Here is a 26,196-nt window from a genome sequence, read left to right on the forward strand (position 1 = left end):
CGAAGGGAACGAGGCCGTGAGCCCGTCCGACCACCCGGCGCGCACCGCGCCCGTCTCCGGGCTGCAACGCGGCCTCTGGTTCCTCGACCGCCTCGACCCGAAGGCCGTCACCTACTGCACCCCCTGGACCCTCGACGTCGCCGGCCCGCTCGACCTCGCGCTGCTCCGACGCGCGCTGGACGCCGTCACCGCCCGGCACGAGACCCTGCGCACCACCTTCGCGCTGCACCCCGACGGCCCCCGCCAGCACGTGCACCACCGGCTCGCCGTGCCGCTCGCGGAGACCGATCTGCGGGACCTCCCCGACCGGGCCGCGCGCCTGGAGGAGCTGCTCGCCGCCCGCTGCGCCGAGCCCTTCGACCTGGCGGCCGGCCCGCTGCTGCGCGCCGAGGCCTTCCGGCTCGCGGACGAGCGCACCACCGTGCTGTTCACCGTCCACCACATCGTCTGGGACGGCTGGTCCGCCGAGGTCTTCGAGCGCGAACTCGCCGAGCTGTACGACGCGGCGCTGCGCGGCCGGGAGCCCGAACTGCCGGAGCTGACCGTGCAGTACGCCGACCGCGCCGAGGAGGAGCTCGGCACCTCCTACGAGGAGCACCTGACCTACTGGAAGGAGCAGCTGGACGGCGCCCCCGCGCTGCTGGAGCTGCCCACCGACCGGCCCCGGCCCACCGACCGGCCCCGGCCCGCCGAGCGCGGCGCGGCCGGCCGCACCGAGGGGTTCGACCTCGCCCCGGGGACGGCGGCGCGGGTCCGCGCCCTGGCCGAGACCGAGGGCGTCACCCCGTTCACCGTCCAACTGGCCGCCTTCGCCCTGCTGCTGAACCGCTGGACCGGCGCCGACGACCTGGTGGTCGGCACCCCGGTCACCACCCGCGACCGGCCCGAACTGGAGCACCTGCTCGGCTACTTCGTCAACCTGCTGCCGCTGCGCCTGCGGCTCGCGCCCGCGCTGAGCTTCCGGGACCTGCTGGAGCACGTCCAGGACGTCGCCTTCGAGGCGTACGGCTACCTCGACCTGCCCTTCGACCAGATCGTCGACCGGCTCGGCGCCGCCCGCAGCGCCCAGCACCCGCCGCTGGTCCAGGTGGTGTTCGGCGCCCACGGCGAGGACCGCACCCCGCTGGCGCTCGGCCCGGCGGCCACCGCCCGCAGCCGGGTGCGCTCCAACGGCACCAGCAAGTTCGACCTCACCTGGTCCGTCTTCGACGGGGGAGACGGCGGCGAGCTGCGCGGCGAGGCCGAGTACCGCGGCGAACTGTTCGACCCGCAGACCGTCCGCCGGCTGGCCGCCGAGTTCGACAACCTGCTCACCGCGGCCCTGGACGACCCCGACGCCACCGTGCTGCGGCTGACCACCCGCCCCGCCGAGGGGGCCGCGGCCACCGACACCCCCGGCCACTGCCTGCACCACCTGTTCGAACGGGCCGCCGACGCCCACCCCGACCGGCCCGCCGTCAGCGACCCCGACCGCACCCTGGGCTACGCCGAACTCGACCGCCGGGCCAACCGCCTCGCGCACGCCCTGCGCGCCCGCGGCGCCGGCCCCGGCGACCGCGTCGGCATGCTGCTGGACCGCACCGCCGACGTCCTGGTCACCGTCCTCGGCGTGCTCAAGACCGGCGCCGCCTACGTGCCCGTCGACCTGGCCGCCCCCGCCGACCGCGCCGCGCTGGTCTTCGGCGACACCGGCGTCGCCCTGGTCGTCACCGACCGCCCGGACCTGGTGCCCGAAGGCCCCTGGCAGGCCTACGACCTGACCGCCGAGGCCGCCGACCTGGCCGCCCGCCCCGACACCCGCCCGCCGACCGCCGGCCGCCCCGGCGACGTCGCCTACGTCATCTTCACCTCCGGCTCCACCGGCCGCCCCAAGGGCGTCGCCGTCGCCCACGAGCACGTCAGCCGGCTGATGGCGGACGGCGAACGGCACTTCGGCTTCGGCCCCCAGGAGACCTGGACGCTCTTCCACAGCTACGCCTTCGACTGGACGGTCTGGGAGATGTGGGGCGCCCTGCTGCACGGCGCCCGCCTGGTCGTCGTCCCGTACGTGACCAGCCGCTCGCCGGAGGAGTTCGCCCAGCTGCTGGCGGAGGAGGAGGTCTCGTACCTCTGCCTGACCCCCTCGGCGCTGCGCCAGTTGGAGCCGGTGCTGCGGCGCAGCCCGCGCGCCCTGCCCGCACTGAAGTGGATCATGCTGGGCGGGGAGGCGCTGGACCCGGCCGTCGTCCAGCGCTGGTTCGAACTCGACCCGCCGCCCCCGGCCCGGCTGTGCAACCTGTACGGCATCACCGAGACCACCGTCCACGTCACCACCCACGACCTGGCCGGCAGCGCCGGCTTCGAGCGCAGCCTGATCGGCACGCCGATGCCGCACCTGAGCGCCCAGGTCCTGGACGACTGGCTGCGGCCGGTGCCGCCCGGCGCGGCCGGCGAGCTGTACATCGGCGGCGGCAGCCTCGCCCACGGCTACTGGGGCCGCCCCGGCCTCACCGCCGGGCGCTTCGTCGCCGACCCGTACGGCCCGCCCGGGGCCCGGCTCTACCGCACCGGCGACGTCGCCCGGCGGCTGCCCGGCGGCGGGCTGGAGTACATCGGGCGCGCCGACTTCCAGGTCAAGCTGCGCGGCTTCCGGATCGAGCTCGGCGAGATCGAGAACGCGCTCGCCGCCCACCCGGACGTGGACGCCTGCGTCGTCACCGTGCACGAGGACCGCCTCGCCGCGTACGTCACCGGACGCGAGCCCGCCGACGTCCGCGCCTTCCTCGGCCGCTCGCTGCCCCCGTACATGGTCCCGGCGAGCTTCACCGTGCTGGAGTCGCTGCCGCTGACCGTCAACGGCAAGGTGGACCGCGCCGCGCTGCCCGCCCCCGGCCAGCGGGCCACCGCCACCGGAGGCCGGCACGTCGAGCCGCGCACCCCGGAGGAGGAGGCCTTCGCCGCCGTCTGGACGGAGGTCCTCGGGGTGGACGGCATCGGCGTCCACGACGACTTCTTCCACCTCGGCGGCGACTCCATCCGGGCCGTCCAGCTGGCCGGCGCGCTGCACGAGCGCGGCTGGGGGCTGAGCCTGCGGGACGTCTTCAACGCCCCCACCGTCGCCGCCCTGCTGCCGCTCGCCGAGCCCGTCACCCAGGGCCCGGACGCCCACGAGCCCTTCGCCCTGGTCACCCCCGAGGACCGCGCCGACCTGCCGCCCGGCCTGGTCGACGCCTACCCGATGGTGTCCATGCAGCTCTCCATGGTCTTCCACATGGAGATCGCCGGCGGCACCGACAGCTACCACAACGTCAACTCCTACAAGATCTCCGGCGACCTCGACGAGCAGGCCTTCCGCCGCTCCGTCGCCGAGGCCATGGACCGCCACGCCGTGCTGCGCACCGGCCTGGACCTGTCCGGCTACGGCGAACCGCTGCAGCTCGTCCACGGCCGGCTGCCCGCCCCCGTCGAGTTCGCCGACCTGCGCGGCGCCGCCGAAGCGGACCAGGACGCCGCGATCCGCGAGGTGTTCGACACCCACCGGTGGACGCCCTTCGACCTCACCGCGCCGCCGCTGTTCCGGATCACCGTGCAGCGCCTCGCCGAGGACGCCTTCCAGCTCACCGTCTCCGAGCACCACGCGATCCTCGACGGCTGGAGCTTCACCTCGCTGCTCACCGAGATCCTGGAACGCCACACCGCGCTCGCCGAGGACCCGCTCGGCGCGCCCGCCCCGCCGCCGCGCACCGCCTTCCGCGACTTCGTGGCCGTCGAACGGCAGGCCGCCGGGGACGAGCGCTCGCTCGCCTACTGGCGCGAGCGGCTGGACGGCGTCAGCGGCCAGTCCTTCCCCGGCAGCGAGTCCGTGCACGAGGCGCCGCGCACCGTCGAACGGGTGCTGCCGGAGGCGCCCGGGCAGTTGCGCGACGTCGCCGACGCGCTCGGCGTGCCGGTCAAGTCGGTGGCGCTCGCCGCCCACCTGCACGCCCTCGCCGCCGTCACCGGGCGTCGGCGCGTCACCACCGGCCTGGCCGTCAACGGCCGGCTGGAACGGCTCGGCGGCACCGAGGTGTACGGGCTGTTCCTCAACACCGTCCCGCTGAGCTGCGAACCCACCGACGACCTGCTCGCCCTGGTCCGCGAGGTCCACCGGGAGGAGCTGGACATGATGCCGCACCGCCGGGTGCCCTTCGCCCGCCTCGCCCGGCTGATGACCGACACCGCGCTGGACAGCCAGTTCGGCTACCTGCGCTTCCACGCCCTCGGCCGGCTCAGCTCGGCCCGCATCGTGGACGGCCGGATCGGCACCGAGCCGACCCTGCGCCACGAACCCAACAGCTTCGCCTTCGGCGCCTCGGTCATCCAGGACCCGGTCACGCAGCGGGTGCTGCTCGCCGTGGACCACCAGCGCTCGCTGGTCGCCGACCACACCGCCGAGCAGTTCATCGACACCTACGCCGCCGCCCTGCACACCATGGCCGCCGCCGCCCGAGAGTCCTGAGGAGCCGTCATGACCGATCTGCTGGACCGCCTGCGCGAAACCGTCGCCGCCCACCCCGGGCGCACCGCCGTCCTGGCCGGCGCCGACCGCCTGGACTTCGCCGAACTCGACCGCCGCACCGCCGCCCTGGCCCGCGCCCTGCGCGAGCGCGGCGTCGGCCGCGGCGACCGGGTCGGCGTCCACCTCGCCCGCACCGCCGACCTGCCGGTCGCCCTGCTCGCCGTCTGGCGGGCCGGCGCCGCCTACGTCCCGCTCGACCCGGCCTACCCCGCCGAGCGGCTCGCCCACATGGCCGCCGACGCCCGCCTCGCGGCCCTGATCAGCGCCGACGGCCTCCCGGCGGCCGACGGGGTGCCGGTGCTGCGCCCGGACGCCGCCGCCGACGGGCCCGAACTGCCCGAGCACGCCCACCCGCTGGACCCGGCGTACGTCATCTACACCTCCGGCTCCACCGGCCGCCCCAAGGGCGTCGAGGTGCCGCGCGGCGCCGTCGCCGCCCTGGTCACGGCCCTGGAGGCGAGCGGCGCCTACCGCGCCGAGCCCGGCGTGGTCGGCTGGAACGCCAGCGTCTCCTTCGACGCCTCCGTCCAGCAGTGGGCCCGGATCTGCCGCGGCGACACCGTCCTGGTGATCGGCGAGGAGCACCGCGCCGACCCGGCCCGGGTGGCCGCCCTGCTGGCCGAGCACGCCGTCACCGACCTCGACCTGACCCCCTCGCACTGGGAGCTGCTGCGCGAGCCGCTGGCCGGCGCCCGGGTGCCGCGGCTGTTCATGGGCGGCGAGGCCGTCCCCGAGCGCACCTGGCGCGAGCTGGCCGACGGCGGCGTCGACGCGCTCAACCTGTACGGGCCCACCGAGTGCACCGTCGACGCCGTCACCGCGCCGATCAGCGGCCCCGGACCGCACCTGGGCGCGCCGCTGCCCGGGGTGCGCCTGCACCTGCTGGACGAGAAGCTCGCCCCCGTCCCCGACGGCGTCGTCGGCGAGCTGTACCTGGCCGGGCCCGGCCTCGCCCACGGCTACCTCGGCCGGCCCGCCCTGACCGCCGAACGTTTCGTCGCCGACCCGGTCGCCACCGGGGAACGCATGTACCGCACCGGGGACCAGGCCCGGCGCGGCGAGGGCGGCCGGCTGGAGTACGTCGGCCGGGTGGACCGCCAGGTCAAGCTGCGCGGCTACCGGGTCGAGCTCGGCGAGGTCGAGCACGCCCTGGCCCGGCTGGCGGGCGTCCGGGCCGCCGCCGTCACCGTCCACGAGCCCGCGCCCGGCGACCGCCGGCTGGCCGGCTACGTCACCGGCGCCGTCACCGCCGCCGAGCTGACCGAGCGGCTGCGGGCCACCGTGCCCGCCCACCTGGTGCCCTCGGTGATCACCGTGCTGGACGCCCTGCCGCTCACCCCGAACGGCAAGGTCGACCTGGCGGCGCTGCCCGCCCCCGCCGCCTCCGCCTCCGCCTCCGCCTCCGCCGCGGATTCGGGCGCCGGCGGACTGGCCGGGCAGGTCGCCGAGGTCTGGGGCACCGTGCTCGGCGTCACCGGCCTCCGGCCCACCGACGACTTCTTCTCGCTCGGCGGCCACTCCATCGCCGCACTGCGGGTCGTCCACCTGCTGCGCCGCCGCCTCGGCATCGAACTCCAGCTGCGCCACCTGCTCGACTCGGCCGACCTGGCCGCCTTCACCGCCACCGTCGAACGGGCCGTCGCGGCCGGCACCGCCGCCCCCCGGCCCGCCCTGACCGCCCGTGCCCGGGCGGCCGGCGCATGACCACCGCCCTGCGGGTGCGGCCCCGCGTCGAAGGGGACTGGCTGTTCGTCCCCGTGCCCCAACCGCGGAGCCCGTACCGGCTGTTCTGCTTCCCGCACGCCGGGGGCGACGCCACCGCCTACACCCCGCTGGCCCGCGCCCTCGCCCCGGTGGCCGAGGTCTGGGCGGTGCGCCCGCCGGCCCGCGGCGGCCGGCTCGGCCACCCGATGCCCGCGAGCTTCGACCTGCTGGTCGACGCCGTCCTGGAGGCCCTCGGCCCGCACCTGACCGGGCGGTTCGGCTTCTACGGGCAGAGCTTCGGCGCCCTGCTCGGCTACGAGGCCGCCCGGGCGCTGCCGGCCGGGCGGCGGCCCGAACTGGTCGTCGCCGCCTCCGCCTCGCCGCCCGCCGCCTGGGCCGGGGCGGACCGCCCCCAGTACACCGCCGACGAGCTGCTGCGCCTCGCCGGAATGGGGCAACTCGTCGAAGGCGAAGAAGAGTTGAAGGAGCACGCGCTGCGCGGCATCCGCACCGACCTGGACGTGGTCGACACCTACCGGCCCCGTCCGCACCCGCCGATCGGCTCCGCCCTGCACACCGTCGTCGGCGCCGAGGACCCGCTCCTGGCCGTCGGCGGCCTCGAAGGCTGGGCCGCCCACACCAGTGGCGGCTCCGGCCACCACGTCGTCCCCGGCGGCCACCTGCTCGCCACCGTCGACGGGCCCGGCCCGGTCGACCTGCTGACCTCCCTCATCGCGCGGCCCGGCGCCGCGCACCTGTCCCGGACGGAGCACTGATGCCCACCACCACCGCGGTCGACCTCACCGACCCCGACCTCTGGGCCCGGCCCGACACCCCCGCGCTGGTCGCGGAGCTGCGCCGGGAGTCCGCCGTCCACCGCACCGACACCGTCGACGACGGGCCGGTCTGGTCGGTGCTCTCCTACCGGCACTCCGCCGAGGTGCTGCGCAACGCCGCCGTCTACAGCTCCGAGCAGGGCTCGCTGCTCGGCGCCGGCGAGGGCAACGTCCCGGTCGGCTCGGGCCGGATGATGGCCCTCACCGACCCGCCCCGGCACCGTGAACTGCGCGCCCCCGCCAACCCGTTCTTCTCGCCCGGCGCCGTGCGCGGGGCCGCCCGGGGCATCGCCGGACTCGCCGCCTCGATCGTCGACCGGGCCGTCGAACTGGGCGAGGTGGACCTCGTCGACGCGGTCTCCGCGCTGCCGCTGTCCGTCATGTGCGACCTGCTGGACGTCCCCGAGGGCGACCGCGAGATGGTCGAGCGGGTCTGCGACGTCGCGTTCCTCGGCCGCACCCCCGAGGAGCGCCGGGCCGGCCACCAGCAGCTCATCCCGTACCTGCTGCACCAGGTGATGCTGCGGCGCAGCGACCCGCGCGACGACCTGATCAGCATGATGGCCACCTACCGGGTCGGCGGGAGGCTGCTGCCGATCGAGGACGTCGTCCTCAACCTGGACAACATCGTGGTCGGCGGCGTCCAGACCGTCCGCCACACCGCCGCGATGGGCCTGTACACCCTGGTCCGGCACCCCGAGCTGTGGCGGAGGCTCCAGTGCGGCGAGGTCGGCATGGACTCGGCGCTGGACGAACTCCTGCGCTGGACCTCGGTCGGGCTGCACACCCTGCGCACCGCGAGCCGGGACACCGAGCTCGACGGGCGCACCATCCGGCGCGGCGACCGGGTCGCGGTCTGGGTCTGGTCCGCCAACCGGGACCCGGAGGCCTTCGACCGGCCCGAGGAGATCCTGCTCGACCGCGCCCCCAACAAGCACCTCGCGCTCGGCCTCGGCGCCCACTACTGCGTCGGCGCGCCGCTGGCCAAGGCCGAACTCGGCGGCCTGTTCACGGCGCTGCTGGAGCGCGTCGCCGTGATCGAGCAGACCGGGCCGGTCGTCCACAACCGCTCGATCATCAACTTCGGCCTGGACCGCTTCCCGGTCCGCCTCACCCCGCGCTGAACCGCCGGGCGACGGGGCGGCCGACGGGACGGCGGGCGGGGCGGCCGACGGGGTGGCAGGCGGGGCGGCGGGCGGGGCGGCAGGCGGCAGGGCCCAACTGCCGCGTTCCTGCCGCGACTCCTGCCCTTCCGCCCCGCGGCCCGCCCCTACCTTCGAAGCAACCCGAGCGAAGCAAGCCGAGCTTCGAAGAAACCCGAAGAGGACACCATGAGCAACCCGTTCGAGGACGACAGCGCCGGCTACCTGGTCCTGGCCAACGACGAGAACCAGCACTCGCTGTGGCCGGTCTGGATCGACGTGCCGGCCGGCTGGACCACCGTCCACGGCGAGGACACCCGCCAGGGCTGCCTCGACTACATCGAGGCCAACTGGACCGACATCAGGCCCGCCAGCCTGGTCGCCGCCCTCTCCGCCCCCGCCGACCGGTGACCGCCGCCATGCCGACCTGGGAACTGAATCCCGGCCGCCCGGCCCTCGCCCACGCGCCGCGCACCGCGGACATGGGCGAGGCCTGCGAGTGGCTGCGCGAGAACGAGAGCGCGCTCACCGACGCCCTGCACCGGTACGGCACCATCTTCCTGCGCGGCCTGCCGGTCACCGGCACCGAGGACGTCGCCGCCGTGCGCGACGTCCTCATCCCCGAGCGCACCCCCTACCGGGAGAAGGCCACCCCGCGCAGCGACTACGGCAACGGCGTCTACTCGTCCACCGACCTGCCGCCGGTCCAGCCGATCCGGATGCACAACGAGAACAGCTACACCCTGACATTCCCCGGCCGGCTGCTCTTCGCCTGCCTGACCGCCCCCGACGAGGGCGGGGCTACCCCCACCGCGGACTGCCGCCAGGTGCTCGCGCAGCTGCCCGCCCACCTGGTGGAGCGGATGCGGACCAACGGCTGGACACTCACCCGCAACTACTCGGACTACATCTCGCTCGGCTGGCGCACGGCCTTCGCCACCGAGGACCGCGCCGAGGTCGAGGCCTACTGCAAGGAGAACGGCATCTCCTGCGAGTGGCTGGCGGACGGCAACCTGCGCACCACCCAGGTGCGCCCCGGCACCATCCGCCACCCGCGGACCGGCGAGCAGGTCTGGTTCAACCACCTCGCGTTCTGGAACGCGTGGTCGCTCGACCCGGACATCCGGGAGGCGATGACCGAGGAGTTCGGGCCGGACGGACTGCCGTTCAACACCGGCTTCGGCGACGGCGAGCCGCTGGAGCGCGCCGACGTCGACGCCCTCAACGAGGCCTACCACGCCGCCACCGTGCGGGAGCGCTGGCAGGTCGGCGACGTGATGCTGGTCGACAACGTGCTCTGCGCCCACGGCCGGGACCCGTACCGGGGCGGGCGCAAGATCGCCGTCTCGATGGGGCAGCCCCTGGAGATCCAGGACTGCCGGCCCACCGCGGGGCTCACCGTCTGACCGCCGTCCGACCCCTCGACCAGCCCGTGCCGTCAGTAGACCCGAGTAGAGGAAGCACCGTGATCCCGGTTTCGTACGCCCAACAGCGGCTCTGGCTGATCGACCAGATCGAGGGGCCGACCGCGCTGTACAACCTGCCGTTCGCCCTGCGCCTGCGCGGCGCGCTCGACACCGCCGCGCTGCGTGCCGCGACGGCGGACGTGGTCGCCCGGCACGAGGCCCTGCGCACGGTGTTCCCGGTGGCCGGGGGAGTCCCGGTGCAGCGGATCCTGCCGGCCGAGGAGGCGCGACCGCGCTTCCTGGCCGAGGACTGCGCACCGGCCGACTACCCGGCCCGCCGGGACGCCGCGGCCGCCGAGACCTTCGACCTGAGCCGCGAACTGCCCATCCGGGTCACGGTGTTCACCCTCTCCCCGACCGAGCACGTGCTGCTCGTGGTGCTCCACCACATCGCCGGCGACGGCTGGTCGCTCGGCCCGTTGCTGCGCGACCTCGCCGAGGCCTACCGGGCCCGGCTGGCCGGCGGCGCCCCCGACTGGGAGCCGCTGCCGATCCAGTACGCCGACTACGCGCTCTGGCAGCGCGACCTGCTCGGCGACGAGCACGACCCCGAGAGCCTGCTCGCCCGCCAACTCGCCCACTGGCGCGAAGCGTTGGCCGGGCTGCCGGAGGAACTGGAACTGCCGACGGACCGCCCCCGGCCGCCCGCCCCCACCGGCGCCGCCGACTCCGTCGACCTCGCCTGGGACGCCGGCCTGCACACCGCCCTGCTCGACCTCGCCCACACCCACCGCACCACCCTGTTCACCGTCCTCCAGGCCGGTCTGGCCGCCCTGTTCACCCGGCTCGGCGCCGGCACCGACATCCCGCTCGGCACCGGCCTCGCCGGACGCGCCGACGAGGCCCTGGACGACCTGGTCGGCTTCTTCGTCAACTCCCTGGTCCTGAGAGCGGACACCTCCGGCGACCCGGGCTTCGCCGAGCTGCTCGGCCGGGTCCGGGAGGCCCAGCTCGACGCCTTCGCCAACCAGGACCTCCCCTTCGAGCGCCTCGTCGAGGAGCTCAACCCGCCCCGCGCGCTCGGCCGCCACCCGCTGTTCCAGACCCTGCTGGTGCTCCAGAACCACGGCCAGGACGCCGAACTCGCCCTGCCCGGGCTGGAGTCCGCCCCCGAACCGATCGGCCTGCGGGTCGCCAAGTTCGACCTCAACATCGGCATCGCCGAACAGCACGGCCCCGACGGCGCCCCCGCCGGGCTCACCGGCTCGATCGAGTACGCCGCCGACCTCTACGACCGCGCCACCGTCGCCGCCCTCGCCGAGCGGCTCGGCCGGCTGCTGGCCGGTGCCGCCGCCGACCCCCACGCCCCCATCGGCACCCTGGAGCTGCTCGCCCCCGAGGAGCGCACCCGCGTCCTCACCGAGTGGAACGCCACCGACGCCCCCCGGTGGCGCGGCACCCTCGCCGAGTCCTTCGAGCGCCAGGCCGACCGCACCCCGCACGCCACCGCCCTCGTCCACGACGGCGGCACCCTCGACTACGCCGCACTCGACGCCCGCGCCAACCGGCTCGCCCACCACCTGACCGCCCTCGGCGTCGGCCCCGAGACCCCCGTCGCGATGCTGATGGAGCGCTCCGCCGACGTCGTCGTCGCCACCCTCGCCGTCCTCAAGGCCGGCGGCTGCTACGTCCCCATGCACCCCGGCCTGCCGCCCGAGCGGATGGCCGACGTGCTCGCCGACACCGGCGCCCCCGTGCTGCTCACCGACCGCGCCGACCCCGGCTTCCCGCACGGCGCCGCCGTGGTCCGCCCCGGCGACGAGGCCGGCGCCCCCGACCACCGCCCCGGCCTGCCCGTCCACCCGGACCGGCTCGCCTACGTGATGTACACCTCCGGCTCCACCGGCCGCCCCAAGGGCGTGGCCGTGCGCCACCGCGACGTCGTCGACCTCGCCGCCGACCGGCGCTGGCAGGACGGCCGCCACCAGCGCGTCCTGCTGCACTCCCCGCACGCCTTCGACGCCGCCACCTACGAGATCTGGACGCCCCTGCTGGCCGGCGGCACCGTCGTGGTCGCCCCGCCCGGCGCCCTCGACGCCACCGCCCTGCACGCCGTCACCGTCCGCCACGGCGTCACCGCCGTCTTCCTCACCAAGGCCCTGTTCGACCTCGTCGCCGAGCAGGCCCCGGAGACCTTCGCCGCCCTGCGCGTCGTCTGCACCGGCGGTGAGGCCGCCTCCGGCACCCTGCTGCGGCGCGTCCTGGACGCCTGCCCCGACCTGCTGCTCGCCCACGTCTACGGGCCCACCGAGACCACCACCTTCGCCACCCACCACCCGCTCGCCGCCGCGGACCTCGACGGCCCCCGGGTGCCGATCGGCGGCCCGCTGGACAACATGCGCGGCTACGTCCTGGACGCCCGGCTGCGCCCCGTGCCGCCCGGCGTCCCCGGCGAGCTGTACCTCGCCGGCGCCGGCCTGGCCCGCGGCTACCTCAACCGGCCCGGCCTGACCGCCGAACGCTTCGTCGCCTGCCCGTACCTGCCGGGCGAGCGGATGTACCGCACCGGGGACCTGGTCCGCCGGCGCGCCGACGGCGCCGTGGAGTTCCTCGGCCGGATCGACGGCCAGGTCAAGCTGCGCGGCTTCCGGATCGAGCTCGGCGAGATCGAGGCGGCGCTGTCCCGCCACCCCGCCGTCCGCCAGGTCATCGTGATCGCCCGCGAGGACCGCCCCGGCGACCTGCGGCTGGTCGCCTACTGCACCGCCGAGCCCGGGCTCACCCCGGACGGGCTGCGCTCCTTCGCCGGCACCGTGCTGCCCGGCTACATGGTCCCCGCCGCGGCCGTCCTGCTGGACGCCCTGCCGCTCAACGCCAACGGCAAGGTCGACCGCCGCGCCCTGCCCGCCCCCGACCTCGCCGCCGACGACACCGGGCGCGCCCCCCGCGACGAGCGCGAACGGGTGCTCTGCGAGCTCTACGGCGAACTCCTCGGCATCGACGACATCACCATCGACGACGACTTCTTCGCCCTCGGCGGCCACTCCCTGCTCGCCACCCGCCTGGTCGGCCGGGCGCGCACCGAACTCGGCGTCGAACTCGCCATCGGCGACCTCTTCCAGGCGCCCACCGTCGCCGGGCTCGCCGAGCGGATCGCCGAGCGCGCCGCCGGCGCCCCCGCCCAGGCCCGCCCGGCGCTGCGGCCCGCCGTCCGGCCCGAGCGGGTGCCGCTCTCCTTCGCCCAGCGCCGCCTCTGGTTCCTCGCCCAGGCCGAGGGCCCCACCGCCACCTACAACATCACCCTCGCGCTGCGGCTGCGCGGCCCGCTCGACCCCGCCGCCCTGGCGGACGCCCTCGGCGACACCGTCCGGCGGCACGAGGCGCTGCGCACCGTCTTCGCCGAGCACGACGGCACCCCGTACCAGCGCATCCTGGACGGGCCCGTGGCCCCGCTGCTCACCACCACCGACCGCCCGGTGGACGAACTCGCCCGGCACGGCTTCGACCTGGCCGCCGACCTGCCCGTGCACGCCTACCTGCGGCCCGAGGGCCCGGACGAGCACGTCCTGGTCCTGGTCCTGCACCACATCGCCGGGGACGGCGCCTCGCTCGGCCCGCTCTACCGCGACCTCACCGACGCCTACCGGGCCCGCCAGGCCGGCCACGCCCCCGACTGGGAGCCGCTGCCCGTCCAGTACGCCGACCACGCGCTGTGGCAGCACGGACTGCTCGGCGACGAGGACGACCCGCAGAGCCTGGCCGCCCGCCAACTCGCCCACTGGCGCGAGGCGTTGGCCGGGCTGCCGGAGGAGCTGGCACTGCCCGCGGACCGCCCCCGGCCGCCGGTCGCCAGCCACCGCGGCGCCGTCGTCCCGCTGGAGCTCGACGCGGAGCTGCACGCCCGGCTCGCCGACCTCGCCGCCGAGCACGGCGCGACGCTCTTCATGGTCCTCCAGGCCGCCTACGCCACCCTGCTGCACCGCTTCGGCGCCGGCACCGACCTGCCGATCGGCACCCCGGTGGCCGGGCGCCTCGACGAGGCCGCCACCGACCTGGTCGGCTACTTCGCCAACACCCTGGTGCTGCGCACCGACCTCTCCGGCCGGCCGAGCTTCGCCGAACTGCTGCGCCGCGTCCGGGAGACCGACCTCGCCGCCTACGAGCACCAGGACACGCCGTTCGAACGCCTGGTCGAGGAGTTCAACCCGGTCCGCTCGCTGGCCCGGCACCCGCTGTTCCAGGTGATGCTGACCTTCGCCGCCGCCGCCGAGGGCGGCCCCGCCTTCCCCGGCGTGACGGCCACCGAGGAGCCGGTGGAGTACGGCACCGCCAAGTTCGACCTCAAGCTGGCGCTGACCGAGCGCCACCGCGCCGACGGCACCCCGGACGGGCTCGCGGGCGGGCTGGAGTACGCCACCGACCTGTTCGACCCGGAGACCGCGCAGCGGCTGGCCGACGTACTGGCCCTGATCCTGCGGCAGGCCGCCGCCGACCCGGAGCTCAGCGTCGCGGCGGCCGGCCTGACGCCCGCGGGCGGGGTGGCCGAACTCCGCCACTCCGCAGGGCCGTTGGCTTCGGAGGTGCCGCTGCTTCCGGCGGTGTTCGAGGAGCAGGCGGCGGCCACGCCGGAGGCGGTGGCGCTGGTGTGCGGCGACGAGGTGCTGACGTACCGGGAGTTGGACGCGCGGGCCTCCCGGCTCGCGGGCCGGCTGGTCGGTGCCGGGGTGACGCCGGGCGCGATGGTGGCGCTGGCGCTGCCGCGCTCGGTGGAGTCCGTGGTCGGGCTGCTCGCGGTGCTCAAGGCGGGCGGGGTGTACCTGCCGCTGGACGCCGAGTACCCGGCGGACCGCACGGCCTACACCCTGACGAACGCCGGGCCCGCGCTGGTGCTGACCGACGGCCGCTGGCCGCTGCCCGAACTGCTCGCCGAATTCCAGGTGTTGGACGTCACCGATGCGCCGGGTCCGGCGGAGTTCGCCAGGCCCGTCCTGGGCGGGGCGGATGCGGCGTACGTGATCCACACGTCCGGCTCGACCGGTCGTCCGAAGGGTGTGGTGGTCTCGCACGGGAGCCTCGCCGCCCTGCTGGCGGGCCATCGGGCGACGCTGGTCGCGGACGCGGAGGCGGCGCACGGTCGGCTGCGGGTCGCGTTGACGGCTTCGCTCTGCTTCGACGCCTCGTTGGAGGTGGTGCTGTGGATGGTCGCCGGGCACGAGCTGCACCTGATCGGTGACGAGGTGCGTCGGGACGCCCGGCAGCTGGTCCGCCACGTCCGCGAGGTCGGGCTGGACGCGTTGCACGTCACTCCGTCGTACGCCGAGCAGCTGGTCGAGGAGGGGCTGCTGGAGGAGCCGGCGCCGAAGCTGCTGCTGCTCGGCGGTGAGGCGATCGGGCAGGGCCTGTGGACGAGGCTGTGCGCGGCTCCGCTGACCGCCGGCCACACCATGTACGGGCCGACCGAGTCGACCGTGCACGCCCTCACCCGGCCGCTCGACGGCGCGGACCGGCCGGTGCTCGGCCAGACCGTCGCCGGGACCACCGGGTACGTGCTGGACGAGAACCTGAACCAGGCGCCGGTCGGCGTCCCCGGGGAGCTGTACCTGGCCGGCGCCGGACTGGCCCGGGGGTACCTGGGCCAGTCCGCTCTCACGGCCGAGCGGTTCGTCGCCAGCCCGTTCGTCGCGGGCGAGCGGATGTACCGCACCGGGGACCTGGTGCGCCGCGCCCGGGACGGCGAGCTGGAGTACCTCGGCCGCACCGACAACCAGGTGAAGATCCGCGGCTTCCGGATCGAACCCGGCGAGATCGAGGCCGTGCTGGCCGGCCACCCGGGCGTGCGCCAGGCCGCCGTGCTGCCCGACGACAGCGGCCGGCGCCTGGTCGCCTACGTGGTCGCCGACGGCCCCCTCGACGCGGCCGCCCTGCGCTCCTTCGCCGCCGAGTCGCTGCCCGGCTACATGGTCCCGGCCGCCTTCGTGGAGCTCGACGCCCTGCCGCTGACCGCCAACGGCAAGCTGGACCGCGCCGCGCTCCCGGCCCCCGACTTCGCCGCGCTGGCCGGCGGCCGGGCCGCCCGCACCCCGCAGGAGGAGATCCTCTGCGGCCTGTTCCGCGAGGTGCTCGGCCTCGACGTGGTCGGCGCCGACGACGACTTCTTCGAGCTCGGCGGCCACTCGCTGCTCGCCATCCGGCTGCTCAGCCGGGTCCGCGCGACGCTGGGCGCGGAACTCGGCATCCGGGACGTCTTCGAGGCGCCGACACCGGCCGGGCTCGCCGCCTGCCTGGGATCGGGGGCGGAGCGTCTCGCGCTGACCGCCTACGTCGAGCGGCCGGAGCGGGTGCCGCTCTCCTTCGCCCAGCAGCGGCTCTGGCTGATCGACCGGATCGAGGGGCCGAGCGCCCTCTACAACTCGCCGCTGGCGCTGCGCCTGACCGGCGAGCTGGACCAGGCGGCGCTGGAACGCGCCCTCGGCGACCTGGTCGCCCGGCACGAGGTCCTGCGCACCCTGATGGTGGAGACCGACGGCGAACCGCACCAGCTGATCCTGCCGGCCGGGGCGGCCTCGGTGCCCTTCGAGGTCCGGGACTGCCCGGCCGAGGAGGTCGGCGAGTCCGTCGACGCGGCCTCCCGCCGGCCCTTCGACCTGGCGGCCGAACTCCCGGTGCGCGCCCTGCTGTTGCGGGTCGACGCCGAGGAACACGTGCTGGTCCTGGTGCTGCACCACATCGCGAGCGACGGCTGGTCGACCCGCAAGCTGGTGCGCGACCTCGCCGCCGCCTACGCGGCGCGGACGGCCGGAACCGCGCCGCGACAGGCGCCGCTGCCCGTCCAGTACGCCGACTACGCGCTCTGGCAGCGCGACCTGCTCGGCGACGAGGCCGACGAGGAGAGCCTCTTCTCCCGCCAACTCGCCTACTGGAACGAGACCCTGGCCGGAATGCCGGAAGAGCTGGCGCTCCCGGCGGACCGCCCCAGGGGCGCCGCCGCCAGCCACCAGGGCGACCGGGTGGCACAGCTGCTCGACGTCGAACTCCACCGTGCGCTGCGGACCCTGGCGCGCGAGCAGCGGGTGACGATGTTCATGGCCATCCAGGCCGCCTTCGCCGCCCTGCTCACCCGGCTCGGCGCGGGCACCGACGTACCGATCGGCTCCGTGGTCGCCGGGCGCTCCGACGAGGCGCTGGACGAACTGGTCGGCTTCTTCGTCAACACCCTGGTGCTGCGCACCGACACCTCGGGCAACCCGAGCTTCACCGAGCTGCTGGCCCGGGTCCGGGAGACCGACCTCGGCGCCTACGCCCACCAGGACGTGCCGTTCGAGCGCCTGGTCGAGGAGCTCAACCCGACCCGCTCGCTGGCCCGGCACCCGCTCTTCCAGGTCGCGATGGTGCTCCAGAACAACGAGCAGGCCGACGCCTCCTCGTCCGGCCTGTGGAACGGGGTGCTGCCGGCCGCCACCGGGGTCGCCAAGTTCGACCTCAACGTGACCGCCCAGGAGCTCTTCGGCCCGGACGGTGAGCCCGCCGGGATCGACTTCGCGCTCGACTACGCGACGGACCTGTTCGACCAGGAGACGGCCGAGGCGATCGTCCGCCACTTCGCCGGCCTGCTGGCGGCGGCCGTCGAGCGGCCGGACACCCGGATCGGGGCGCTGCCGCTGGTGAGTCCGGAGGAGCTGGCCGAACTGCTCGGCGGTGCCGCGCCGTTGGCTTCGGAGGTGCCGCTGCTTCCGGCGGTGTTCGAGGAGCAGGCGGTGGCCACGCCGGAGGCGGTGGCGCTGGTGTGCGGCGATGAGGTGCTGACGTACCGGGAGTTGGATGCGCGGGCCGGACGGCTTGCGGGTCGGCTGGTCGGTGCCGGGGTGACGCCGGGCGCGATGGTGGCGATCGCCTTGCCGCGCTCGGTGGAGTCGGTGGTCGGGCTGCTCGCGGTGCTCAAGGCGGGCGGGGTGTACCTGCCGCTGGACGCCGAGTACCCGGCGGAGCGTACCGGGCACATCCTGGCGGACGCCGAGCCGGCGCTGGTGCTGACGGACAGCCGCTGGCCGCTGCCCGACGTGCTGGCCGAGCTGCCGGTGTTGGACGTCACGGACGTTCCCGGTCCGGTGGAGTTCGCCAGGCCTGTCCTGGGCGGGGCGGACGCGGCGTACGTGATCCACACGTCCGGCTCGACCGGTCGTCCGAAGGGTGTGGTGGTCTCGCACGGGAGCCTCGCCGCCCTGCTGGCGGGCCATCGGGCGACGCTGGTCGCGGACGCGGAGGCGGCGCACGGTCGGCTGCGGGTCGCGTTGACGGCTTCGCTCTGCTTCGACGCCTCGTTGGAGGTGGTGCTGTGGATGGTCGCCGGGCACGAGCTGCACCTGATCGGTGACGAGGTGCGTCGGGACGCCCGGCAGTTGGTCCGCCACGTCCGCGAGGTCGGGCTGGACGCGTTGCACGTCACTCCGTCGTACGCCGAGCAGCTGGTCGAGGAGGGGCTGCTGGAGGAGCCGGCGCCGAAGCTGCTGCTGCTCGGCGGTGAGGCGATCGGGCAGGGTCTGTGGACGCGGCTGTGCGCGGCTCCGCTGACCGCCGGCCACACGATGTACGGGCCGACCGAGTCGACCGTGCACGCCCTCACCCGGCCGCTCGACGGCGTGGACCGGCCGGTGCTCGGCCGGGCCGTCGCGGGGACCGCCGGGTATGTGCTGGACGAGCACCTGAACCCGGTCCCGCGTGGGGTGGCGGGCGAGTTGTACCTGGCGGGTGCCGGACTGGCCCGCGGGTACCTGGGACGCGCCGCGCTGACGGCGGAGCGGTTCGTCGCCAGCCCGTTCGTCGCGGGTGAGCGGATGTACCGGACTGGGGACCTGGTGCGTCGTGCCCGTGATGGTGAGTTGGAGTACCTGGGCCGTACCGACGACCAGGTGAAGATCCGGGGTTTCCGGATCGAACTCGGTGAGATCGAGGCGGTGTTGGCGGCCCATCCGGCTGTCCGTCAGGCCGTGGTGACCGTTCGGGAGAGTGAGGACGGGGACCGTCGGCTGATCGCCTACTGCGCGGTGGCCGAGGACGCCGGCCCCGAGCTCGGTGGCGCGCTGCGCCGGTTCACGGCCGAGTCGCTGCCCGGCTACATGGTCCCGGCCGCCGTGGTGACGCTCGACGCCCTGCCGCTGACCGCCAACGGCAAGCTGGACCGGGCCGCGCTCCCGGCCCCCGACTTCGCCGCGCTGGCCGGCGGCCGGGCGGCCCGCACGCCGCAGGAGGAGATCCTCTGCGGTCTGTTCGCCGAGGTGCTCGGCCTGGACGTGGTCGGGGTGGAGGACGACTTCTTCGCGCTGGGCGGGCATTCGCTGCTCGCCACCCGGTTGCTCAGCCGGGTGCGCTCGACGCTGGCCGCGGAGTTGGCGGTCCGGGACGTCTTCGAGGCGCCGACGCCGGCCGGGCTGGCCGCCCGCCTGGGTTCGGGGGCGGAGCGTCTCGCGCTGACCGCCTACGTCGAGCGGCCGGAGCGGGTGCCGCTCTCCTTCGCGCAGCAGCGGCTCTGGCTGATCGACCGGATGGAGGGGCCCAGTGCGGTGTACAACCTGCCGCTGGTGCTCCGCGTGGCGGGCGAGCTGGACACCGACGCCCTCGGCTCGGCCCTGGGCGACCTGGTCGCCCGGCACGAGGCCCTGCGCACGCTGGTGGTGGAGACCGACGGCGAACCGCACCAGCTGATCCTGCCGGTCGGGGCGGCATCGGTGCCCTTCGAGGTCCGGGACTGCCCGGCCGACGAGGTCGGCGAGTCCGTCGACGCGGCCTCCCGCCGGCCCTTCGACCTGGCGGCCGAACTCCCGGTGCGCGCCCTGCTGTTGCGGGTCTCCTCGGAAGATCACGTGCTGGTCCTGGTGCTGCACCACATCGCCGGTGACGGGTGGTCGATGGGTCCGCTGCTGCGTGACCTCGCCGCCGCCTATGCGGCGCGGACGGCGGGCACCGCGCCCGGCTGGTCGCCGCTGCCCGTCCAGTACGCCGACTACGCGCTCTGGCAGCGTGAGCTGCTCGGCGACGAGGCCGACGAGGAGAGCCTCATCTCCCGCCAACTCGGCTACTGGAACGAGGCCCTGGCCGGAATGCCGGAGGAGCTGGCGCTGCCGGCGGACCGTCCGCGGGGTGCCGTGGCCAGTCACCAGGGCGGCCGGGTGGTGCTTCCGTTGGGTGCCGAACTGCACCGTGCGCTGGTGACGTTGGCGCGTGAGCAGCGGGTGACGATGTTCATGACCGCGCAGGCGGCGCTCGCCGCTCTGCTGACCCGGCTCGGTGCCGGGACGGACATCCCGATCGGATCGGTGACGGCGGGGCGTTCGGACGAGGCGGTGGACCAGCTGGTCGGCTTCTTCGTCAACACGCTGGTGCTGCGGACCGACACCTCGGGCAACCCGAGCTTCACGGAGCTGTTGGCCCGGGTCCGGGAGACCCAGCTCGATGCGCATGCCCATCAGGACGTGCCGTTCGAGCGCCTGGTCGAGGAGCTCAACCCGACTCGTTCGCTGGCCCGGCACCCGTTGTTCCAGGTGATGCTGGTCCTTCAGGGCGGTGGTGACACGGCGCCGCTGGACGCGGCCGGGCTGGACGTCTCGGTCGAGCCGTCCGGTCGTGCGGTCGCCAAGTTCGACCTGAGTGTCGGCATCGGCGAGTCCTTCGGTCCGGACGGCGCGCCGGCCGGTCTGGAATGCGTGGTCGACTTCGCGACGGACCTCTTCGACCACGAGACGGTCGAGGCGATCGCCGTCCGGTTCGGCCGGCTGCTGGCAGCCGTCGCGGCCGGTCCGGACCTGCCGATCGGCAGGGCGGAGCTGCTGTCCCCGGCGGAGCGGGCCGAACTGCTGGTCGGTGCCACGCCGTTGGCTTCTGAGGTGCCGCTGCTTCCGGCGGTGTTCGAGGAGCAGGTGGCGGCCACGCCGGAGGCGGTGGCGCTGGTGTGCGGCGATGAGGTGCTGACGTACCGGGAGTTGGACGCGCGGGCCGGACGGCTTGCGGGTCGGCTGGTCGATGCCGGGGTGACGCCCGGTGCGGTGGTGGCGATCGCCTTGCCGCGCTCGGTGGAGTCGGTGGTCGGGCTGCTCGCGGTGCTCAAGGCGGGCGGGGTGTACCTGCCGCTGGACGCCGGGTACCCGGCGGAGCGCACGGCCTACACCCTGGCGGACGCCGAGCCCGCTCTCGTGCTGACCGACGACCGGTGGCCGCTGCCCGAACTGCTCACCGAACTCCCGGTGTTGGACGTCACGGACGTGCCCGGATCGGCACAGGGTCCCCTGATCGCCCTGGGCGCAGCGGACGCGGCGTACGTGATCTACACCTCCGGCTCGACCGGCCGCCCGAAGGGTGTGGTGGTCTCGCACGGCAGTCTCGCCGCCCTGCTGGCCGGCCATCGGGCGGGCATGATGGCGGGGGAGGAGAACCGGAAGTTCGCGCTGACGGCCTCGCTCTGCTTCGACGCCTCCTGGGAGGGCCTGCTGTGGATGGTGGTCGGGCATGAGCTGCACCTGATCGACGACGAGGTCCGCCGGGACGCCGGGCAACTGGTCCGCCATGTGCGCGAGTCGGCGATCGACGTGGTGAACGCCACGCCGTCCTTCCTGGTCCAACTGGTCGAGGAGGGCCTGCTGGAGGCGCCGGCACCGGGCGTCGTACTGGTGGGCGGTGAGGCCGTCGGCCAGGCGCTGTGGACGCGGCTGCGGGAGACCCCGGGGCTGCTGGCGTACAACCTGTATGGCCCGACCGAGTCCACCGTGGAGGCCCTGGAGCAGCCGCTCGACGGTTCGGACCGGCCGGTGCTCGGCCGGGCCGTCGCCGGGACCGTCGGGTACGTGCTGGACGAGCACCTGAACCCGGTGCCCGTCGGCATCCCCGGGGAGCTGTACCTGGCCGGTGCCGGACTGGCCCGGGGCTACCTCAACCGGCCCGCCCTGACCGCCGAGCGCTTCGTCGCCAGCCCGTTCGTCGCGGGTGAGCGGATGTACCGCACCGGTGACCTGGTGCGCCGCGCCCGTGACGGCGAGCTGGAGTACCTGGGCCGCACCGACGACCAGGTGAAGATCCGCGGCTTCCGGATCGAACTCGGCGAGATCGAGGCCGTGTTGGCCGGCCACCCGGCCGTCCGTCAGGCCGTGGTGACCGTTCGGGAGAGCGAGGACGGGGACCGTCGGCTGATCGCCTACTGCGCGGTGGCCGAGGACGCCGGCCCCGAGCTCGGCAACGCGCTGCGCCGGTTCGCCGCCGAGTCACTGCCCGGCTACATGGTCCCGGCCGCCGTGGTGACGCTCGATGCCCTGCCGCTGACCGGCAGCGGGAAGGTCGACCACCGTGCCCTGCCCGAACCCGACCTGACAGCACTCGCGCCGGTCGGCGGCCGGGCGGCCCGTACGCCGCAGGAGGAGATCCTGTGCGGCCTGTTCGCCGAGGTGCTCGGGCTGGACGCGGTCGGGGTGGAGGACGACTTCTTCGCGCTGGGCGGGCACTCGTTGCTCGCGACCCGGTTGCTCAGTCGGGTGCGCTCGACGCTGGCGGCGGAGTTGGCGGTCCGGGACGTCTTCGAGGCGCCGACGCCGGCCGGGCTGGCGGCCCGCCTGGGTTCGGGGGCGGAGCGTCTCGCGCTGACCGCCTACGTCGAGCGGCCGGAGCGGGTGCCGTTGTCCTTCGCGCAGCAGCGGCTCTGGCTGATCGACCGGATGGAGGGGCCGAGTGCGGTGTACAACCTGCCGCTGGTGCTCCGCGTGGCGGGTGAGCTGGACACCGACGCCCTCGGCTCGGCCCTGGGCGACCTGGTCGCCCGGCACGAGGTCCTGCGCACGCTGATCGAGGAGGAGGACGGCACCCCGTACCAGCGCGTCCTGCCGGCCTGGGCGGCCCGGGTGCCCGTCGAGCTGCTGCCCGAGGGCACCGCGCCGGAGGCCTGCACCGGGCGCCCGTTCGACCTGGCCGCCGACCTGCCGATCCGGGCCCACCTGATCCCGGCCGGGCAGGCCGAGTACCTGCTGGTCCTGGTGCTGCACCACATCGCCGGTGACGGGTGGTCGATGGGTCCGCTGCTGCGGGACCTCGCCGCCGCCTACGCGGCGCGGGCGGCGGGCACCGTGCCCGGGTGGGCGCCGCTGCCCGTCCAGTACGCCGACTACGCGCTCTGGCAGCGCGAGCTGCTCGACGAAGCGGACCAGGACGGACCGATGGCACGCCAACTCGGCTACTGGCGCGAGGCGTTGGCCGATCTTCCGGAGGAGCTGGCGCTGCCGGCGGACCGTCCGCGGGGTGCCGTGGCCAGCCACCGGGGTGACCGTGTGGTGCTTCCGTTGGGTGCCGAACTGCACCGTGCGCTGGTGACGTTGGCGCGTGAGCAGCGGGTGACGATGTTCATGGCCGCGCAGGCGGCGCTCGCCGCCCTGCTCACCCGGCTCGGTGCCGGAACGGACATCCCGATCGGATCGGTGACGGCGGGGCGCTCGGACGAGGCGGTGGACCAGCTGGTCGGGTTCTTCGTCAACACCCTGGTGTTGCGGACGGACACCTCGGGCAATCCGAGTTTCACGGAGCTGTTGGCCCGGGTCCGGGAGACCCAGCTCGATGCGCATGCCCATCAGGACGTGCCGTTCGAGCGCCTGGTCGAGGAGCTCAACCCGGCTCGTTCGCTGGCCCGGCACCCGCTCTTCCAGGTGATGCTGGTCCTTCAGGGCGGTGGCGACACGGCGCCGCTGGACGCGGCCGGGCTGGACGTCTCCGTGGAATCGTCCGGTCGTGCGGTCGCCAAGTTCGACCTGAGTGTCGGCATCGGTGAGTCCTTCGGTCCGGACGGCGCGCCGGCCGGTCTGGAGTGCGTGCTCGACTTCGCGACGGACCTCTTCGACCGGGAGACGGCCGAGGCGATGGTCCGCCACTTCGCCGGCCTGCTGACGGCGGCTGTCGAGCGGCCGGACACCCGGATCGGGGCACTGCCGTTGGTGAGTCCGGCGAAGCGGGCCGAACTGCTCGGTGCTGCGCGGCCGTTGGCTTCGGCGGTGCCGTTGCTTCCGGCGGTGTTCGAGGAGCAGGTGGCGGCCACGCCGGAGGCGGTGGCGCTGGTGTGCGGCGATGAGGTGCTGACGTACCGGGAGTTGGACGCACGGGCCGGACGGCTCGCGGGTCGGCTGATCGGTGCGGGGGCGACGCCCGGGGCGGTGGTGGCGTTGGCGCTGCCGCGCTCGGTGGAGTCGGTGGTCGGGCTGCTCGCGGTGCTGAAGGCGGGCGGGGTTTACCTGCCGCTGGACGCCGGGTACCCGGCGGAGCGCACGGCCTACACCCTGGCGGACGCCGAGCCCGCGCTGGTGCTGACCGACGACCGGTGGCCGCTGCCCGAACTGCTGGCAGAACTCCCGGTGTTGGACGTCACGGACGTGCCCGGACCGGCGGAGTTCACCAGGCCCGTCCTGGACGGAGCGGACGCTGCCTACGTGATCTACACCTCCGGCTCGACCGGCCGCCCGAAGGGTGTGGTGGTCTCGCACGGGAGCCTAGCCGCCCTGCTGGCCGGCCACCGGGCGGGCATGATGGCGGGGGAGGAGAACCGGAAGTTCGCGCTGACGGCCTCGCTCTGCTTCGACGCCTCCTGGGAGGGCCTGCTGTGGATGGTGGTCGGGCATGAACTGCACCTGATCGGCGAGGACCTGCGCCTCGACGCGGCCGCGCTGGTCCGCCACGTCGGCTCGCACGGCATCGACGTGGTGAACGCCACCCCGTCCTTCCTGGCCCAACTCGTCGAGGAGGGCCTGCTGGAGGCGCCGGCGCCGGGCGTCGTGCTGGTGGGCGGCGAGGCCGTCGGCCAGGCACTGTGGACGCGACTGCGGGAGACCCCGGGGCTGCGGGCGTACAACCTGTACGGCCCGACGGAGTCCACCGTGGAGGCCCTGGAGCAGCCGCTCGACGGCTCGGACCGCCCGGTGCTCGGCCGGGCTGTCGCCGGGACCGTCGGGTACGTGCTGGACGAGCACCTGAACCCGGCGCCGGTCGGCATCCCGGGGGAGCTGTACCTGGCGGGCGCCGGACTGGCCCGGGGGTACCTGGGACGCGCCGCGCTCACGGCGGAGCGGTTCGTCGCCAGCCCGTTCGTCTCGGGTGAGCGGATGTACCGCACCGGGGACCTGGTGCGCCGGGCCCGGGACGGTGAGCTGGAGTACCTGGGCCGTACCGACGACCAGGTGAAGATCCGCGGCTTCCGGATCGAACTCGGGGAGATCGAGCAGGTGTTGACGACTCACCCCGAGGTCGCCGCGGCCGTCGTCCGGCCGGACGACAGCGGCACCCGACTGGTCGCCTACCTGGTCACCGACCGCCCGCTCGACCCGGCCGGCCTGCGGGCCTTCACCGCCGAGCGGCTGCCCGCCCACATGGTGCCCGCCGCCTTCGTCGCGCTGCCCGCCCTGCCGCTGACCGGCAGCGGGAAGGTCGACCACCGCGCTCTGCCCGCACCGGAGTTCGCCGCCCACCCGGCCGGCCGCCCGGCCCGCACCCCGCGCGAGCAGCTGCTCTGCACCCTGTTCGCCGAAACCCTCGGCCTGGAGCGCGTCGGCATCGACGACGACTTCTTCGATCTGGGCGGGCACTCCCTGCTCGCCATGAAACTGCTCTCGCGCGTCCGCACCGCCCTCGGTGTCGATCTCGGCATGCGGGCGCTGTTCGAGGCGCCCACGGTGGCCGGGCTGGACGGCCGGCTCGACCAGGGCCCGGCTGCCGACGCCCTGGACGTGCTGCTGCCCCTGCGCACCGGCGGCGACCGGCCCCCGCTGTTCTGCGTCCACCCGGCGGCCGGCATCAGCTGGGTCTACTCCGGGCTGCTGCGCCACCTCGACCCGGGGCAGCCGGTGTACGGCCTCCAGGCCCGCGGCCTGCGCGGCGGGGCGCCGGCCAGCGTCGCCGAGATCGCCGAGGACTACGTACGGCAGATCCGCGCCGTCCACCCGTCCGGCCCGTACCACCTGCTGGGCTGGTCCTTCGGTGCGGTGGTCGCCCAGGAGATGGCCGTCCGGCTCCAGGCCGAGGGCGCGCCGGTCGGGCTGCTGGCCCTGCTGGACGGCGGCCCGGCGGTCCGCACCGATGCCGCCCCGCCGTCCGAACCCGCCGACACGGTGGACGAGTTGCTGCGCTCGCTGGGCTACGACCCGGCGGACGGCAGCGGCCAGGCCGATCTGGCGGCGGTGCTCGGTGAGGCCGCGCACGTCCTGCCCGAGGTGTTCGACCGGCACCGCAAACTGATGGCCGAGCACCGGCCCCAGCACTACCGGGGCGATGCCGTCTTCTTCGGCGCCACCCTCGGCAAGCCGGCCGACTGGCCGTACGAGGAGGCCTGGCGGCCTCACCTGGACGGGCTGATCGAGGGCCACCGGCTGCCGGTCGGCCACGGCGACCTGGCCCGGCCGGAGCCGCTCGCCCGGATCGCCGCCGTGCTCGCCGACAAGTTGCGGGCCGAGAGCGCCGGCACCACCGACAACGCAGGCACCACCGACAGCGCACGCACCACCGACAGCGCCGGCACCACCGACAACGCCGAGAAGTCCCAGAACACCGAGAAGTCCGGAGCGTGA

General features: G+C 74.9%; 7 protein-coding genes. All 7 read left to right on the plus strand.

The genetic code is table 11. The annotated features are described in order from the left end of the window. The first annotated feature begins 16 nt into the window (after positions 1 to 16). The gene (locus ACFVXH_RS15205) at positions 17 to 4,477 is read left to right on the plus strand and encodes an amino acid adenylation domain-containing protein (protein WP_387823601.1); all 4,461 of its coding nucleotides are present in this window, start codon (positions 17 to 19) and stop codon (positions 4,475 to 4,477) included. A gap of 9 nt (positions 4,478 to 4,486) precedes the next feature. Continuing rightward, complete coding sequence (locus ACFVXH_RS15210) at positions 4,487 to 6,241, plus strand: non-ribosomal peptide synthetase (RefSeq protein WP_387823604.1); 1,755 nt, start codon at positions 4,487 to 4,489, stop codon at positions 6,239 to 6,241. Then, positions 6,238 to 7,017, plus strand: a complete 780-nt coding sequence (locus ACFVXH_RS15215; RefSeq protein ID WP_387823607.1) for a thioesterase II family protein — start codon at positions 6,238 to 6,240, stop codon at positions 7,015 to 7,017. Before ACFVXH_RS15210 ends, ACFVXH_RS15215 begins: the two co-directional genes overlap by 4 nt. Beyond that, on the plus strand, positions 7,017 to 8,201 hold the full coding sequence (locus tag ACFVXH_RS15220) for a cytochrome P450 (RefSeq protein WP_387823610.1): 1,185 nt from the start codon (positions 7,017 to 7,019) through the stop codon (positions 8,199 to 8,201). The genes ACFVXH_RS15215 and ACFVXH_RS15220 overlap by 1 nt, the downstream gene beginning before the upstream one ends. A gap of 207 nt (positions 8,202 to 8,408) precedes the next feature. Continuing rightward, complete coding sequence (locus tag ACFVXH_RS15225; protein ID WP_049650867.1) at positions 8,409 to 8,630, plus strand: MbtH family protein; 222 nt, start codon at positions 8,409 to 8,411, stop codon at positions 8,628 to 8,630. An 8-nt stretch (positions 8,631 to 8,638) separates the two neighbouring features. Beyond that, complete coding sequence (locus ACFVXH_RS15230) at positions 8,639 to 9,625, plus strand: TauD/TfdA family dioxygenase (RefSeq protein ID WP_074006474.1); 987 nt, start codon at positions 8,639 to 8,641, stop codon at positions 9,623 to 9,625. Positions 9,626 to 9,684: 59 nt separating this feature from the next. After that, positions 9,685 to 26,196 carry a non-ribosomal peptide synthase/polyketide synthase gene (locus tag ACFVXH_RS15235; RefSeq protein WP_387823614.1) on the plus strand — a complete coding sequence of 5,504 codons (16,512 nt, stop codon included), beginning with the start codon at positions 9,685 to 9,687 and terminating at the stop codon, positions 26,194 to 26,196.

This window comes from Kitasatospora sp. NPDC058184 (assembly GCF_042883725.1).
Lineage (GTDB): Bacteria > Actinomycetota > Actinomycetes > Streptomycetales > Streptomycetaceae > Kitasatospora.